The sequence below is a fragment of the Streptomyces sp. NPDC097981 genome, from assembly GCF_040302565.1.
GTDB lineage: Bacteria > Actinomycetota > Actinomycetes > Streptomycetales > Streptomycetaceae > Streptomyces.
Map to the genome: position 1 here is coordinate 1 of NZ_JBEORW010000082.1, position 18343 is coordinate 18343.

The 18343-nt window shown below is 72.2% G+C and carries 1 protein-coding gene and 1 pseudogene; both read left to right on the forward strand.

Annotated elements, in window-relative coordinates:
- On the forward strand, positions 1–3981 hold a 3981-nt coding region (locus tag ABTY04_RS38165; RefSeq protein ID WP_502996809.1), incomplete at its 5' end, for an amino acid adenylation domain-containing protein.
- A 469-nt stretch (positions 3982–4450) separates the two neighbouring features.
- Positions 4451–18232 (forward strand): annotated as a pseudogene (locus ABTY04_RS38170) (non-ribosomal peptide synthetase); the annotation flags it as partial.
- Between the last annotated feature and the right edge of the window lie 111 nt (positions 18233–18343).

The window sequence follows — 18343 nt, forward strand, 5'->3', positions numbered from 1 at the left end:
GTTGCGTCTCCGTTCGGGGCGGGTGAGCGTCTGTATCGCACGGGTGACCTTGCCCGTTGGGATGCGGAGGGTCAGGTTGAGTATCTGGGTCGTGCCGATGAGCAGGTGAAGATCCGTGGTTTCCGGATCGAGCCGGGTGAGGTCCAGGCTGTCGTGGTCGGGCATCCGCTGGTCGCGCAGGCTGCTGTGGTGGCGCGTGAGGACGTTTCGGGTGACAAGCGCCTGGTTGCCTACGTCGTTCCTGCAGGGGAGGTGAATGGGGAGGAACTGGCTGCTGGGGTGAGCCAGTTCGCCGGTCAGCGCCTGCCGGAGTTCATGGTTCCGTCGGCGGTCGTGGTCCTTGAGGCGCTGCCGTTGTCGGTGAACGGCAAGCTGGACCGCAAGGCGCTGCCGGCTCCCGAGTACGTGACGGGTTCGGGCCGTGGCCCTTCCACGGTGCGTGAGGAGATCCTGTGCGCTGCCTTCGCTGAGGTCCTGGGCCTGGAGAGCGTGGGCGTCGATGACGACTTCTTCGCACTCGGTGGTCACTCGCTGCTGGCGATCCGCCTGGTCGAGATCCTGCGCGGCCACGGCGTGTCGGTCTCGGTGCGGGCGCTGTTCCAGACGCCGACCGTGGCGGGCCTGGCCGCGGTGGCCGGAACCGGGGAGATGGTGGTCCCCGAGAACGCCATCCCGGCGGGTGCGCTGGAGATCACGCCGGAGATGCTGCCGCTGGTGGATCTCACGGCCGCCGAGGTGGAGCGGATCGTCGCGACCGTCGACGGCGGCGCGGCGAACGTGGCGGACGTCTACCCGCTGGCCCCGCTCCAGGAGGGTCTGCTCTTCCACCACCTCCTCGCCGACGGCGGCGAGGACGCGTACGTCATGCCCACCGTCATGGAGTTCGACTCCCGCGACCGGCTGGACGCCTTCACCGACGCGCTCCAGCAGGTCGTGAACAGGCACGACATCCTGCGCACCGGCATCGTGTGGGAGGGCCTGCGCGAGCCCGTGCAGGTCGTGTGGCGACACGCCGTCCTGCCGGTCGAAGAAGTCCTGCTGGACCCGAACGGCACCGACCCGGTAGGTGAGTTGGTGGCCCTGGGCGGTTCGCACATGGACCTGGGCCGGGCACCGCTCATCGGCCTGCACGTGGCCGCGGAGCCGGGCACTGACAGGTGGCTGGTGCTGTTCCGGGCGCACCACATGGTGCAGGACCACACCGCCGTGGTGGTGCTGCTGGAGGAGGTCCAGGCGTTCCTCGCCGGACGCGGCGCCGAGCTGCCCGACCCGCTTCCGTTCCGCAACTTCGTGGCCCAGGCCCGTGCCGGGCTGGGCAGCGGGGAGCACGAGTCGTTCTTCGCCGAGCTGCTGGGCGACGTGACGGAGCCGACCGCTCCGTTCGGGCTCGTGGACGCGCGGGGCGACGGCGCGGGCGTGGTACGGGCCGGGCTGGCGTTCCCGGACGAGCTGAACGACCGGCTGCGCGCGGTCGCCCGTCGCCTGGGTGCCAGTGCGGCGACGGTGATGCACGTGGCGTGGGCGCGGGTGCTGGCCGCGGTCAGCGGCCGTGACGACGTGGTCTTCGGCACCGTCCTGTTCGGCCGGATGAACGCCGGCGCCGGATCCGACCGGGTGGCCGGCCCGTTCATGAACATGCTTCCGGTACGGGCCCGGCTCGACTCGACGGGTGCGCTGGCGGCGGTCACCGCGATGCGTGGTCAGCTCGCGGCGCTGCTGGAACACGAGCACGCACCCCTCGCGGTGGCCCAGCGGGCCAGCGGCGTACAGGGAGACACCCCCCTGTTCACCTCGATGTTCAACTACCGGCACAACGGCTCCCAGGGTTCGGGCAGGGCCTCCGCCGGGGCTGTGGAGGAGGCCGGGGCGCGGAACCTGGAGGGGATCAGGACGGTGAAGGTCGTCGACCGCACCAACTACCCCCTCTCGGTCGCCATCGACGACGACGGCAACCGGCTGGGACTGGCCGTCGACGCGGTCGCCCCGATCGACCCGCGGATGGTGGCCGGGCTCGTGCGCACCGTCACGGGGAACCTGGTGGACGCGCTGGAGCGGGCGCTCGACGGCGGCCCGGACCTGCCGCTGAGCGGCCTTCGGGTGCTCGGCGAGGCCGAGCGGCACCAGGTGCTCACCGAATGGAACGACACCGAGGCCGAGATGCCGGACGCCTCGGTTCCGGAACTGTTCGAGGCGCAGGTGGCCCGTACGCCCGACGCGGTCGCGGTGGTGTGCGACGGCGTCGAGGTGACGTACGCCGAACTGGACGCGCGGGCCAACCGGCTGGCCCACCACCTCGTCGGCCAGGGCGTGGGCCCGGAGTCCCTCGTGGCCCTGTGCATGCGGCGCGGCGTCGAGATGACCGTCGCGATCCTGGCCGTCTGGAAGGCGGGGGCGGGGTATCTGCCGATCGACCCGGAGTACCCGGCGGACCGCATCGCGTTCATGCTGTCGGACGGCGGCGTCGCGCTGCTGCTGAGCGAGGAGGAGGTGCTCGACGAGCTGCCCGTCGGCCGGGTGCGCGCCATGGCGCTGGACGAGCCGATGGTCGCAGCCATGGTCGGCGCCTGCCCGGACACCGCACCCGGGGTCGGCGTGGCGCCGCAGGGCCTGGCCTACGTGATCTACACGTCGGGATCCACCGGCCGTCCGAAGGGCGTCGCGGTCACCCACGGCGGCCTGACGAACTACGTGGTCTGGGCGAGCGGGGCCTACGGCATGCAGGACGGGGGAGGGGCGCCCCTGCACTCGTCCCTCGCCTTCGACCTGACGGTGACCAGCGTGCTGGTGCCCCTGGTGTCCGGCTCGGCGGTCGTGGTGAGCCCGGAGGGCGGCGCCGAGGGACTGGCGGCGCTGGTCGCCGCAGGCGGCGGGTTCGGGCTGGCCAAGGTGGTCCCCGCCCACCTGCCGCTGCTCACCGAGCTCTTGACGGCGGAGCAGGTGTCCACTACGGCGCGGAAGATAATCGTCGGTGGTGAGGCGCTGACCGGCGCCGTGGTCCGCTCGTGGCTGGAGCGGGCGCCGCGTTCGGTGGTGGTCAACGAGTACGGGCCGACCGAGACGGTCGTCGGATGCACCGTGTTCGAGGTCGCGGCGGGCCAGGAGATCGGCGAATCGGTGCCGATCGGCAAGCCGAACGCCAACACCCGGGTCTACGTCCTGGACGGGACGCTGCAGCCGGTGGCGCCCGGGGTCATCGGCGAGCTGTACATCGCCGGTGCCCAGCTCGCGCGGGGTTACGTCCGGCGGCCGGGGCTGACGGGCGAGCGCTTCGTGGCCTGCCCGTTCGAGCAGGGCGGCCGGATGTACCGGACCGGTGACCAGGTCCGGTGGACCGTTGACGGACAGCTTGAGTACCTGGGAAGGTCCGACGAGCAGGTGAAGGTCCGGGGCTTCCGGATCGAGCCGGGCGAGGTCCAGGCCGCCTTCACGGTCCACCCGTCGGTGGGTCAGGCCGCGGTCGTGGCCCGCGAGGACACGCCCGGTGACATCCGTCTCGTCGCGTACGTCGTCCCTGCTGAGGGCGACAGTCTGTTCGACCTCGAACTTGCGGGAATCCTGCGCAAGTTCGTCGCCCAGCGGCTGCCCGAGCACATGGTTCCCGCGGCGGTCGTCACGCTGGAGCGGCTGCCGCTGACGCAGAACGGCAAGCTGGACCGCAAGGCCCTGCCCGCTCCGGAGTACGCCGGGGCGACGGGTGCCGGACGGGCGCCGTCCACCCCGCAGGAAGAGACCCTCTGCGAGCTGTTCGCACAGGTGCTGGGAGTCGACGCCGTGGGCATGGACGACGACTTCTTCGAGCTGGGCGGCCACTCGCTGCTCGCGGTCCGGCTGGTCAGCCTGGTCCGGGCACGGCTCGGCGTGGAGGTCCCGCTGAAGGTCCTGCTGAACGCGCCGACGGTCGCCGGCCTCGCGGCGGAACTCGGAAAGCAGCAGGCGGCCCGGCCCGCGCTGCGCCCGATGCGTCCCCGCGAGGATTCCTGATGACGGAGGGGCGCTGGACCGCCCTGTAGTACCCGAAGCCGCGGCCGGTTCCCCCCTGGCCGCGGCTTCCCGCGTTCAAGTGGCGCGAAGACTCAGTTGAACGAACCTTTGATCGCCGCGCGGACCCTGGGTCATAGTGACTTCGGAGGGGTGACGTTCTTCCTGTGATATCGGTTGAACGGAGCACGGCCGCTTTGGTATTCGGGTCGGCGAATCCCGGACCGACATGCGAGCCGCATGTGGGCCAAGAGCCTGATGGAGACCATTCCCAACTGGGCTGCCCGGCGCGTAGTTTCTCTCGGCATACTCGAATATTTGGTCCGATAAATCGGCCGGGGGTCCACGACGATCCGGCCGTGACCTTTCCGTGTCGGCTGAGCATCGTTTCTCCGTGCTTGCACAGCAGCTTGGAAGTCAAAAGTCAGCTAGGCCGGCGTTGCGGCCGATGCGTAACCATTGAGGATTCCTGATGATTCCGTTGTCATTCGCGCAGCGCCGGTTGTGGTTTATCGACCAGTTGGAGGGGCCGAGCGCCACCTACAACATCCCGATCGTGCTGCGGCTGTCCGGTGAGGTGGACGGGAAGGCGCTGGGAGCGGCGCTGCGTGACGTGATCGGCCGCCACGAAGTGCTGCGCACCGTCTTCGCGGTCGCCGACGGCGAGCCGTACCAGCGCATCCTGAAGCTGGAGGAGCTGGCCTGGGAGCTGTCCGTGGCCGAGGTGGGACCGGGGGAGCTGGAAGGCGCGGTGGCGCGGGCCTCGGCGTACGCCTTCGACCTGTCGGCCGAAGTGCCCATCCGGTCCTGGCTGTTCTCGGCCGGCGCGGACGAGCACGTGCTCGTCGTGACGGTCCACCACATCGCCACCGACGGCTGGTCCACGAAGCCGCTGGCCCGGGACCTGTCCGTGGCGTACGCGGCACGGTGCGAGGGGCAGGCCCCCGCGTGGGAGCCGCTGCCCGTGCAGTACGCGGACTACGCGCTGTGGCAGCGCGAGCTGCTCGGCGACGACCAGGACCCGGACAGCGTCGCCTCCCGGCAGATCTCCTACTGGCGCGAGGCGCTGGCCGGTGTGCCCGACGAGCTGGAACTCCCCTTCGACCACGCCCGCCCCGCAGTGGCCGGCTACCGCGGCCACACGGTGGGGCTGAACGTCTCCGCGGAGGTGCACGCGCGCCTGACGGAGGTCGCGCGCGAGTCCGACGTGACCATGTTCATGGTGGTCCAGGCCGCGCTGGCCGTCCTGCTGTCCCGGCTCGGCGCGGGCACCGACATCCCGATCGGCGCCACGGTCGCGGGCCGTACCGACGTCGCCCTCGACGACCTGGTCGGCTTCTTCGTCAACACCCTGGTCATGCGCACCGACCTGTCCGGCGAGCCGACGTTCGCCGATGTGCTCGCGCGAGTGCGGGAGGCCGGCTGGAACGCCTTCGCGCACCAGGACGTGCCGTTCGAGCGGCTGGTCGAGGAGCTCGCCCCGGCGCGTTCCCTCTCCCGGCACCCGCTGTTCCAGGTGATGCTCACCATGCAGAACACCGCCGGGGCCGAACTCGACCTCCAGGGCGTGCGGGCCGGGGGCGCCCCGGGTGCCCAGCCCGAATCGCTGACCGCCGGGCTCGCCGCCAAGTTCGACATCGAGACCAGCGTCGGTGAGGCGTTCGACGCCGAGGGGCGGCCCGCCGGGCTGCGCGGTGAGATCATCGCGGCGGCGGACCTCTTCGAACTGGCGTCGGTCGAGCACATGGCGCTGCGGCTCACGCGCGTCCTGGAGGCCGTCGCCGCCGATCCGCGGACGCCGGTGCACACCATCGACGTCCTGGCCGAGAGCGAGCGCCGTCAGGTGCTCGTCGACTGGAACAGCACCGCCCTGGAGCTGCCGTCGGACACCGTCACGGTCGCGGACCTCTTCGAGGCGCAGGTTGCCCGTACCCCCGACGCTCTCGCCCTCGTGGTCGACGGCCTGGAGCTGTCGTACGCCGAACTGGACGCGCGGGCCAACCGGCTGGCCCACCACCTGATCGGCCGCGGAGTCGGACCCGAGTCGATGGTCGCGGTGTGCCTGGAGCGCGGCGCGGACGTCGTGCCCGCGCTGATCGCGGTCCTGAAGGCCGGCGGCGCCTATCTGCCGGTGGACCCGGAGTACCCGGCCGAGCGCATCGCCTACATGCTGGACGACGCGGCGCCCCTGGTCGTGCTCGCCTCCACGGCCACCGCCGCCGCGCTGCCGTCCGTACGCCCGGAGCTCGTGGTGCTGGACGCGCCCGAGACCGTAGCCGTGGTGGCGGGCCTGCCGTCGCACGCGCCGACGCAGCACGCTCGCGTGGCGCCGCTGACGCCCGCCCACCCGGCCTACGTGATCTACACCTCGGGCTCCACGGGACGCCCCAAGGGCGTGGTGGTCGAGCACCGGTCCGTGGTGGCCCTGCTGACCTGGGCGGCCGCCGAGTTCGGCGGCGCCGACTTCGCCCGGGTGCTGGTGTCCACCTCGTTCAACTTCGACGTCTCGGTCTTCGAGCTGCTCGGCCCCCTGGTGTCCGGCGGATCCGTCGAGGTCGTAAGGGACCTGCTCGCCCTCGCCGACCGCGACTGCGGCCCCTGGCAGGTCAGCCTGGTCAGCGGCGTGCCCTCGGCCTTCGCCCAGATCCTGGGCGGACCGGGCCCCGACGCCCGTCCGCGCACGGTGGTCCTGGCGGGCGAGGCGCTCACCGCCGACGCGGTCGGCAGCATCCGCCGCGCGTTCCCGGGCGTTCGGCTGGCGAACATCTACGGCCCGACCGAGGCGACCGTGTACACCACGGCCTGGTACACCGACGAGGACGTCGAGGGGGCGGTGCCGATCGGCCGCCCGATCTCGAACGCCCGGGTGTACGTGCTGGACGGACGCATGGCGCCTGTCCCCCCCGGTGTCGCGGGCGAGCTGTACATCGCGGGCGCGGGCCTGGCCCGCGGCTACCTGAGCCGCCCCGGGCTGACCGCCGAACGGTTCGTGGCCGACCCCTTCGGCGCCCCGGGCGAGCGCCTCTACCGCACCGGTGACCTGGTGCGCTGGAACACCGAGGGGCAGGTGGAGTACCTGGGCCGCGCCGACGAGCAGGTGAAGGTGCGCGGTTTCCGCATCGAGCTCGGCGAGGTCCAGTCGGTCGTCGCCGGACACGACGAGGTGGCCCAGGCCATCGTGGTCGCCCGCGAGGACACCCCGGGTGACAAGCGCCTGGTCGCCTACGTCGTGCCCGCCGGGGGCGCGGACCACGAGGAGCTGCCGACGGCGGTGCGCACGCGGGTGGCGGAGCGCCTGCCGCAGTACATGGTCCCGTCCGCAGTGGTGGTGCTGGATGCGCTGCCGCTGTCGGTCAACGGCAAGCTGGACCGCAAGGCCCTGCCCGCACCCGAGTACACGACGGGTTCGGGCCGTGGTCCCTCCAGCGTGCGGGAGGAGATCCTGTGCGCCGGGTTCGCCGAGGTCCTGGGCCTGGAGAGCGTCGGCGTCGACGACGACTTCTTCGCGCTGGGCGGCCATTCGCTGCTCGCGGTGCGCCTGGTGGAGGTCCTGCGCACGCGCGGGGTCTCGGTATCGGTACGGGCGCTGTTCCAGACCCCGAGCGTGGCGGGCCTGGCCGTGGTGGCCGGGACCGAGCAGGTCGAGGTACCGCCGAACGCCATCCCCGAGGGTGCGCGGGAGATCACCCCGGAGATGCTGCCGCTGGTGGACCTGACCGCCGATGAGGTGGCGCGGATCGTCGCCACCGTCGAGGGCGGCGCCGCCAACATCGCGGACATCTACCCCCTCGCCCCGCTCCAGGAGGGTCTGCTCTTCCACCACCTGTTCGCCGACGGCGGCGAGGACGCATACGTCCTGCCGACCGTGGTCAGGTTCGACGTCCGGGAGCGGCTGGACGCCTTCACCGAGGCCCTGCGCCAGGTGGCGGACCGGCACGACATCCTGCGCACCGCGATCGTGTGGGAGGGCCTGCGCGAGCCGGTGCAGGTGGTGTGGCGTCGCGCCGTCCTGCCGGTCGAGGAAGTACGGCTGGACCCGGACGGTACGGACCCGGTCAGCGAGCTGGTGGCCCTGGCCGGCACGTCCGTGGACCTGCGGCGCGCGCCGCTGATCCACGTGCACGCGGCGGCGGAGCCGGGCGGTGACGCGTGGCTGGCCCTGGTGCGGGTGCACCACATTGTCCAGGACCACACCGCCCTGGAGGTGCTGCTCGAAGAGGTCGAGGCGTTCCTGGCCGGCCGCGGTGACGAGCTGCCCGAGCCGCTGCCCTTCCGCGACTTCGTCGCACAGGCCCGCGGCGGCGTCGAGCGCGCGGAACACGAGCGCTACTTCGCCGGACTGCTGGGCGACGTGACCGAGCCGACCGCCCCGTACGGGCTGATGGACGCCCATGGCGACGGAGCCGGGGTCGTGCGGACCCGCGTGCAGTTCACCCCCGAGCTCTCGCAGCGGATCCGCGAGGTCTCGCGCCGGTCCGGCGCGAGCCCGGCGACCGTGATGCACGTGGCGTGGGCGCGGGTGCTGGCCGCGGTCAGCGGCCGTGACGATGTGGTTTTCGGCACCGTCCTCTTCGGGCGCATGAACGCCGGTACCGGATCCGACCGGACCCTGGGCCCGTACATCAACACGCTGCCGGTGCGCGTGAAGATCGCCGGGTCCGATGCCGCGGCGTCGGTCGCCGCGATGCGCGGTCAGCTCGCCGAGCTGCTCTCGCACGAGCACGCGCCGCTGGCACTCGCCCAGCAGGCCAGCGCCGTACCCGGTGACACACCGCTGTTCACCTCGCTCTTCAACTACCGCCACAACACCGTCCGTCCGGCCGAGGAGGCCGCGGACGAGACCCGGACCGCCGGGACCGCAGGGATCAGGGCGGTCTTCTCGCAGGAGCGCAACAACTATCCGCTGACCGTCTCCGTCGACGACGACGGCGAGGACATCGGGCTGGCCGTGGACGCGGTGGCACCGATCGACTCCCTGGCGGTGGGCACCCTGCTGCGCACGGCCGTGGAGAACCTCGTCGCGGTGCTGGAGGACGTACGGGAAGGCGGCCAGGACCGGCCGCTGCGGGCCATCGAGGTACTGGACGAGTCCGAGCGCCGCCGGGTGCTCGGTGAGTGGAACGACACCGCCGAGCAGACCCCCGACCAGACCGTGGTGGAGCTGTTCCAGGCACGGGTGAGCGCCTCTCCCGACGCGCTCGCCGTGGTCGGCGACGCCGCCGAGCTGACGTACGGCGAGCTGGACGCCCGGGCCAACCGCCTGGCGCGGCACCTGACCGGCCTCGGCGTCGGCCCCGAAGCGGTGGTCGGCCTGTGCCTGGAGCGGGGCATGGACGTGCTCGTGGCCGTCCTGGCGGTCTGGAAGGCCGGCGGCGCCTACCTGCCGGTCGACCCCGAGTACCCGGCGGAGCGGATCGCGTTCATGCTGGACGACGCCACGGTGGCGTGCGTGCTCACCGACGGGGCGACGCGCGAGCGGCTGGCGGAATTCGAAGCGGGCTCCGGCGCTGCCCCGGTGGTCGTCCTGGACGACGCCACGGTGGCGGCCGGGCTCGCGGCCCTCGCCGCGGACGCGCTGACCGGGACCGACGGAGCGCCCCCCGTGCTGTCCGCGCACCCCGCGTACGTGATCTACACCTCGGGATCGACGGGCCGCCCCAAGGGCGTCGCCGTCACCCACGGCGGACTGACCAACTACGTGACCTGGGCGACCCGGGCCTACGGTATGGGCGAGGGGGGCGGCGCGCCGCTGCACTCGTCGCTGGCCTTCGACCTGACGGTCACCAGCCTGCTCCTGCCGCTGGTGTCCGGTTCCCCGGTCGTGATCAGCCGGGACGGCGGGGCCGAGGGACTGGCCGAGGTGATCCGGCGGTCCGATGAGTTCGGTCTGGTCAAGATCGTGCCCGGACACCTGCCGCTGCTCGCGCGCCTGCTGTCCGACGGACAGCTCGGCGATGCCTCCCGGCGCTGGATCGTCGGCGGCGAGGCCCTCACGGGCGCCGATGTCCGCACCTGGCTGGAGCACGCGCCGCAGTCGGTCGTGGTCAACGAGTACGGACCGACCGAAACGGTCGTCGGATGCTGCGTCTTCGAGGTGACGGCGGGCCAGGAGGTCGGCGAATCGGTGCCGATCGGGCGCCCGATCGCGAACACCCGCCTGTACGTCCTCGACGGGAGCCTCTCGCCCGCCCCGGCCGGCGTCGCCGGTGAGCTGTACATCGCCGGTGCCGGACTGGCCCGCGGCTACGTGAACCGCCCCGGCGTGACCGCCGAGCGGTTCGTGGCCTCCCCCTTCGTGCCGGGCGAACGCCTGTACCGCAGCGGGGACCTCGCTCGCTGGCGCGCGGACGGCGAACTGGAGTACCTGGGCCGGGCCGACGAGCAGGTGAAGATCCGCGGGTTCCGCATCGAGCCGGGCGAGATCGCCGCCCTGCTGTCCGGCCACGCGTCGGTGCGCCAGGCGGCGGTCGTGGTCCGTGAGGACACCCCCGGCGACAAGCGCCTCGTCGCCTACGCCGTGCCCGCCGAGGACGCGGCCGCGGGTACGGCCGCCGCACTGCCGGCGTCCCTGCTCGCGTACGCCGCCGATCAGCTGCCGTCGCACATGGTGCCGGCCGCCGTCGTGACCCTGGACGAACTGCCGCTGACCGTGAACGGGAAGCTGGACCGCCGGGCGCTGCCCGCGCCGGAGTACACGGCGGGATCGGGCGGCGGTCCGACCAACGCGCGGGAGGAGATCCTGTGCGCGGTGTTCGCCGAGGTCCTGGGCCTGGAGAGCGTCGGCGTCGACGACGACTTCTTCCGGCTGGGCGGACACTCCCTGCTGGCCGTCTCGCTCGTGGAACGCCTGCGCGTCCGCGGCGTCTCCGTCTCGGTACGGGCGCTCTTCGAGACGCCGACCGTGGCGGGCCTCGCCAGGGCGGCCGCCGCCGACCGGGTCGCCGTACCGCCGAACCTCATCCCCGAGGGCACGCGCACGCTCACCCCGCAGATGCTGCCGCTCGTGGAGCTGGACGCCGGTGAGATCGAGCGGATCGTCGCGACCGTCGAGGGCGGCGCCGCCAACGTGGCCGACGTCTACCCGCTCGCGCCGCTCCAGGAGGGCCTCCTCTTCCACCACCTGATGGCGGGCAGCGGACGCGACACCTACGCGGCCCCCACCGTGCTCGACTTCGACTCCCGGGCCCGGCTGGACGCGTTCGTGAACGCGATGCAGCACCTGGTGAACCGGCACGACATCTACCGCACGGCCGTGGTCTGGGAAGGACTGCGGGAACCGGTGCAGGTCGTGTGGCGCCGAGCCGAACTCCCGGTCGCGGAGGTCACACTGGATCCGCAGGGCGGGGAGCTCGTGGACCAGCTGCTGGCGATCGGCGGCACGTCCATGGACCTGCGCCGCGCCCCGCTGGTCGACCTGCACGTGGCGGCCGTTCCGAACAGCGACCGGTGGGCGGCGCTGCTGCGCATGCACCACATGGTCCAGGACCACACCACGCTGGCGGCCGTCTTCGACGAGCTGCAGGCCTTCCTCAGCGGACGCGCCGCGGAACTTCCTGAGCCGCTGCCGTTCCGCGACTTCGTCGCGCAGACGCGTGGCGGCGCCGAACGCTCCGCCCACGAAGCGCACTTCGCCGAGCTGCTCGGTGACGTCACCGAGCCGACCTCCCCGTTCGGGATGAAGGACGTCCACGGTGACGGCACCGACCTGAGCCAGGCACACCTGGGCTTCGGGCAGCAGCTGGACACCCGGGTGCGCGAGGTCTCGCGCAAGCTCGGCACCAGCCCGGCGACGCTCCTGCACGTGGCGTGGGCGCGGGTGCTGGCCGCGGTCAGCGGCCGTGACGACGTCGTCTTCGGCACCGTGCTCTTCGGCCGGATGAACTCCGGCGCGGGCTCCGACCGGGCGCTGGGCCTGTTTATGAACACCCTGCCGGTCCGCGTGCGGGTGGGCGGAGTCAGCGTCATGACCGCGGTCGCCGCCATGCGCGCGCAGCTCGCGGCGCTGCTGGAACACGAGCACGCGCCGCTGGCCGTGGCACAGCGCGCCAGTGGAGTGCCCAGCGATACACCGCTGTTCACCTCCCTGCTCAACTACCGGCACAACACCCCGGCGGCGTCCGCCGAGGGCGCGGAGGCGGGGCGCGACGAGGGCATCGAGGGGATCCGCAGGCTGTTCATGCGCCCCCGCAACAACTACCCGCTGACCGTCGCCGTGGACGACAACGCCGACAGCATGGGTCTCGTCGTGGACTCGGTCGCCCCGGGCGACCCGGACTCCGTGGGACGCCTGGTGCGCACCGCGGTGGAGAACCTGGTCGCCGCGCTGGAATCCGCCATGGCCGGAGGCCCGGACCAGCCGCTGGACACGGTCGAGGTGCTCGGCCGGGACGAACTCCACCAGGTGCTCGTGGAGTGGAACGACACGGCGGCGGAAGCCCCCGTGGGCTCGGTGGCCGAACTCTTCGAAGCCCAGGTCGCGTCCACTCCGGAGGCGGTCGCGGTGGTCTGCGACGGCGAGGAGGTGACGTACGCCGAACTCGACGCCCGCGCCAACCGGCTCGCGCACTATCTGATCGAGCAGGGCGTCGGCGCCGAGTCGCTCGTGGGGCTCTGCCTCGGACGCGGCGTGGAGATGATCGCGGCGATCCTCGGCGTGTGGAAGGCCGGTGCGGCGTACCTGCCGATCGACCCCGAGCAGCCGACGGACCGGGTCGCCTTCATCCTGACCGACAGCCGGGCCGTGCTCGCGCTGACCACCGAGGAGATCCTGGACGAACTCCCCGCGGGCAAGTCCCGCCTGGTCGCGCTGGACGGCGCCATGGCGCGGATGCAGCTCGCCGCCGCCCCCACCACGCCGCCGCGCGTACCGGTGGAGCCGCGGGGCATGGCCTACGTGATCTACACCTCGGGTTCGACGGGCCGGCCCAAGGGCGTCGCGATCACGCACGGTTCCCTGGCCAACTACGTGTCCTCGGTGCCCGGCCGGGTCGGCTTCGGCACCCCGGGCGGCCGGTACGCGCTGCTCCAGGCACAGGCCACCGACCTCGGCAACACCGTCGTGTTCGCGAGCCTGGCCACCGGCGGTGAACTGCACATCCTGGGCGAGACCGCGGTCACCGACCCGGTCGCCGTGGCCGGCTACCTCGCCGAACACGGCATCGACTACCTCAAGGCGGTGCCCTCCCACCTGGCCGCGCTCGGATCCGCCGGAGACCTGGGCGCCGTACTCCCGGCCACCTCCCTGGTCCTCGGTGGCGAAGCGGCCTCCGCCGCCTGGGTGGGCGAGCTGCTCGCGGCCGGTGAGGGCCGCGGGGTCTTCAACCACTACGGTCCGACGGAGACCACCATCGGCGTGGCCACGACGCCCCTGTCCGCCGGCATGGTGACCGGCGACGTGGTGCCCGTGGGCACGCCGATCGCCAACACCCGCTTCTACGTCCTGGACGACCGGCTCCAGCCGGTCCCGGTCGGCGCGGCGGGCGAACTGTACGTCGCCGGCGCGGGCCTGGCCCGCGGCTACGTGCGCCGTCCCGGACTGACCGCCGAGCGGTTCGTCGCCGACCCCTTCGGCGCGGCGGGCGAGCGGATGTACCGCACCGGCGACCTGGCGCGCTGGAACGCGGACGGCCTCCTTGTGTTCGCCGGGCGGGCCGACGAGCAGGTGAAGATCCGCGGCTTCCGGATCGAACCGGGCGAGGTCCAGTCGGTCCTGGCCACGCACCCGATGGTCGAACAGTCCGTGGTCATCGCGCGGGAGGACACCGCGGGCGACAAGCGCCTGGTGGCCTACGTGGTGACCGACGACCCGGAGAGCGCCGACGACCTCGAACTCTCCGCTGCCATACGGAGGTTCGTCGGCCAGCGGCTGCCGGAGCACATGGTGCCCTCGGCCGTCGTGGTCCTCGACCGGCTGCCGCTGACGGGCAACGGGAAGCTGGACCGCAGGGCCCTGCCCGCCCCGAACTACGGCTCCGCGCTCACCGGCGGCCGCAACCGCGCGGCCAGCCTCCAGGAAGAGATCCTGTGCATGGCCTTCGCGGAGGTCCTCGGACTGCCCGCGGTCGGCCCGGACGACGACTTCTTCGAGCTGGGCGGCCACTCGCTGCTCGCGGTCCGCCTGGTCAGCCGGATCCGGACCACGCTCGGCGTCGAGGTCGAGATCCGCGCCCTGTTCGACACTCCCACGGCCGCGGGCCTGGCCGAACACCTGGCCGGGGCGCGCGAGGCCCGGCCGCCGTTGGAAGCCGCGACGCGCCCCGAGCGGCCGCCCCTGTCCTACGGTCAGCGCCGCCTGTGGATCATCGACAAGCTGGAGGGCCCGGGCCACACCTACAACATCCCCGTCGCGGCCCGGCTGTCCGGCGAGGTGGACGCGCAGGCACTGAACGCCGCCTTCCATGACGTGCTCGAACGCCACGAGGTGCTGCGCACCGTCTTCCCGGTCGCCGACGGCGAGCCCTACCAGCAGGTGTGGGACCCGGCCGACCTGGACTGGGACCTGACCGTGGCCGAGGTCGCTCCGGAGGACCTGCCGCAAGCGGTTGCCGCCGCGCAGCGCTACACCTTCGACCTGTCGGCCCAAGTGCCCGTGAACGCATGGCTTTTCAGCGCCGGTCCGGACGACCACGTGCTCGTGGTGGTCATCCACCACATCGCCACCGACGGCTGGTCCTGGGCGCCCCTGGCCCGCGACCTCTCCGCCGCCTACGCCGCACGCTCCGGGGGCGCCGCCCCGCAGTGGCGCGAACTGCCGGTGCAGTACGCGGACTACGCGCTCTGGCAGCGCGGGGTCCTGGGCGACAGCGAGGACCCCGACAGCCTGATCTCCCGCCAGGTCGCCTACTGGCGCGAGGCGCTGGCCGGAATCCCGGAAGAACTGACGCTGCCGACCGACAAGGCGCGTCCGGCCGTGGCCGGTCACCAGGGCCACCGCGTCCCGGTCGAAATCCCGGCCGAGGTGCACGCACGGCTGCTGGAGATCGCCCGCACCGAGGGCGTGACGATGTTCATGGTGCTGCACGGGGCCCTGGCGGTCCTGCTGTCCCGGCTCGGAGCGGGCACCGACATCCCGATCGGCTCGGCCATCGCCGGACGCAACGACGAGGCGCTGGACGACCTCGTCGGGTACTTCGTCAACACCTTCGTGCTGCGCACCGACCTGTCGCAGGACCCGACCTTCAGCGAGGTGCTGGGGCGGGTACGGGAGTCCGGACTCGGCGCGTTCGCCCACGCGGACGTTCCGTTCGAGCGGCTCGTGGAGGAACTGGCCCCGGCCCGTTCGCTGTCCCGCCACCCGCTCTTCCAGGTGATGCTGCTGCTGGAGAACACCGCCGAGGCGGTGCTGGACATGCCCGGGCGGCGTACCGACGCCGGTACGCCCTCCGAAGCGCCCTCCGACGCGCCCGGTGCTCCGGCCGGACCGACCGTCAGCACGTCCGTGGTCAAGTTCGACCTGGACGTGAGCATGGTCGAAACGCACGACGCCCAGGGAGCGCCCGCGGGCCTGCGCGGCACGGTCATCGCCTCGACGGACCTGTTCGAGCCCGAGTCGGTCGTACGGATCGCGCGGCGCCTGACGCGCGTCCTCGCCACCCTGGCCGCCGCCCCGGACACCCGGCTCAGCGCCGTGGACGTCCTGGACGAGGACGAGCGGCACCGCATGCTGACCGAGTGGAACGACACCGCGGCCGAGGTGCCGGACACGACGGTCGCCGCCCTGTTCGAAGCCCAGGTCGCGCGCACTCCCGACGCGCCCGCCCTCACCTTCGGCGACGTGGAACTGAGCTACGCCGAGCTGGACGCCCGGGCCAACCGGGTGGCCCGGTACCTGGCCGGGAACGGAGTGGGACCGGAGTCGGTCGTCGCAGTCGTCTTCGAGCGCACTGTCGACCTGGTCGTGGCCCTGCTAGCCGTGGTCAAGGCTGGCGCCGCCTACCTTCCGATCGATCCGAACTATCCCGCCGACCGCATCGCATACGTGATCGCCGATTCGGGCGCGGTGTGCGTGCTCTCCGGCGAGGGCATGCGGGACCGGCTGGAGGAGTTCGACGTCCAGACCGCGGCGGACACCGGAGTTCCGGTGGTCCTGCTCGACGACCCCGAGCTGGTCCGGGAGCTGGCCGGATACGCGGACGGTGCACTCGCCGACGACGAGCGCACCCGCCCTCTGTCGCCCGCCCACCCCATGTGGGTGATCTACACCTCCGGATCCACCGGACGCCCCAAGGGCGTGCTCGTCGAACACCGGGCGATCGTCAACTTCCTGGAGTCGATGCAGGACAGCTTCCCGCTGACCGCGGGCGACCGCCTGCTGGCCGTCAGCACGCACGGCTGCGACATGGCGGGCTTCGAGTTCTACCTGCCGCTGCTGGGCGGCGCGACGCTGCTGCTCGCTGCGCAGGAGCAGGTGCTCGACCCGTGGGCGCTGCGGGAGCTGATCCGCTCCGCCGGAGCGACCATGGTGCACGCGACGCCGAGTCTGTGGCGCGGCCTCGTGGCCGACGCAGACGACCCCGTGGACTGGACGCGGGTGCGGGCGCTGATCGGCGCGGAGGCGCTGCCCGCCGACCTGGCCCGTACCCTGCTGGAGCGGACGCCGACCCTGACGAACCTGTACGGGCCGACGGAGACCACCACCTGGTCGACGGCCAAGGTGCTGCGACCGGACGCGGTGGACGTCTCGTCCATCGGCGGGCCGATCGGCAACACCCAGGTGTACGTGCTCGACGAGGGACTCGTTCCGGTGGCCCCGGGCGTGGCCGGTGAGCTGTACATCGCCGGCAAGGGCATCGCCCGTGGATACCTGGGACGGCCGGGTTTGACGGCCGGGCGTTTCGTGGCCTGCCCGTTCGGCGCCGACGGTGAGCGGATGTACCGCACCGGCGACGTCGTCCGCTGGACGGCGGACGGCGATCTGCAGTACGTCGGGCGTTCCGACGATCAGGTCAAGGTACGCGGGTTCCGTGTCGAGCTGGGCGAGATCGAAGCCGTCCTGTCCACCCATACGGAGGTCGGACAGGCCGTGGTGGTGGTCCGGGAGGACACCCCGGGAGACAAGCGCCTCGTGGCCTACGTGGTGCCGTCCTCGGCCACCGGCCAGGACGACGAAGGGGAGCTGGGCCGCTCGGTGCGCGCCCTCGCCCAGGACCGCATGCCCGGGTACATGGTGCCTTCTGCGGTGATGGTGATCGACCGGCTGCCGCTGATGCCGAACGGCAAGCTGGACCGCAAGGCGCTCCCGGCCCCCGGGATCACGGCCGCGGACGGTACCGCCAACCGGGCAGTCACCTCCTTCGAGGGGAGCCTCTGCGAGGCGTTCGCCGAGGTGCTCGGTGTGGAAACGGTCGGCGTCGACGAGGACTTCTTCGCGCTGGGCGGCCACTCCCTGATGGCGGTCCGACTGGTCGAACAGCTGCGGGAACGGGGCGTGTCGGTCGCGGTCCGCGACGTGTTCGCCGCCCCGACTGTCAGCGAGCTGATGAAGCGGATGAGCCTGTCGTCGGTGCGCGACGCGCTCGACGGCCTTCTGCCGATCCGGACCGGGGGCAGCAAGCCCCCCTTCTTCGGCATCCACCCGGCCGGCGGCCTGAGCTGGTGCTACATGCCGCTCGCCCAGTGCGTGCCGGACGACATCCCGTTGTACGGACTCCAGGACCGCGGACTTGACGGGACCACCGAACCAGCCCGTTCCGTACGGGAGATGGCGGCGGAGTACGTCGAGCTGATCCGGGGGGTGCAGCCCTCCGGCCCCTACCACCTGCTGGGATGGTCCTTCGGGGCGGTCGCCGCCCACGAGATCGCCGTGCAGCTGCGGGCGGCGGGCGAGGAGGTCGCGGCACTCGTCCTCATGGACCAGAACCCGGCGGTGCCGGACCCGGACGCCGGACCCGTCGGCGACCTCGCCGCCGTGCCGGAGGACCAGCTGGACGCCGTGGCCGAGTTCGTGCGGGTCCAGGCGGGCCACGCGCTCGGTGCCACCACGGACGAGGAGTTCAGGAGCCTGGCCAAGGTCCTGCTGAATCACCGTGAGATCCAGAACCGGCACTCCCACGGGGACTTCGACGGTGACGCCCTGCTGATCGTGGCCGAGAGGGAAGAGCGGGAGGAAGCGACCTCGGGCGACGCGTGGAAGCCTTATGTCAGCGGGGAAATCCGCGAGGCCGGCATTTCCTGCACGCACTACGACATGGCCAAGCCGGAGAACCTCGCCAAGGTGTGGGCCACCGTGGCGGACTGGCTGGGACTGGAAGGGTGATGATTCCCCGGGCGGCGTGAGCCGCCCGGGGCGACGCGGCGGGATCCGCTCGGCGGTGCTGATGTCCTCCTCCGGGTTCATGCCCGGGAGTTCCGCGCGCAGCACGTACTG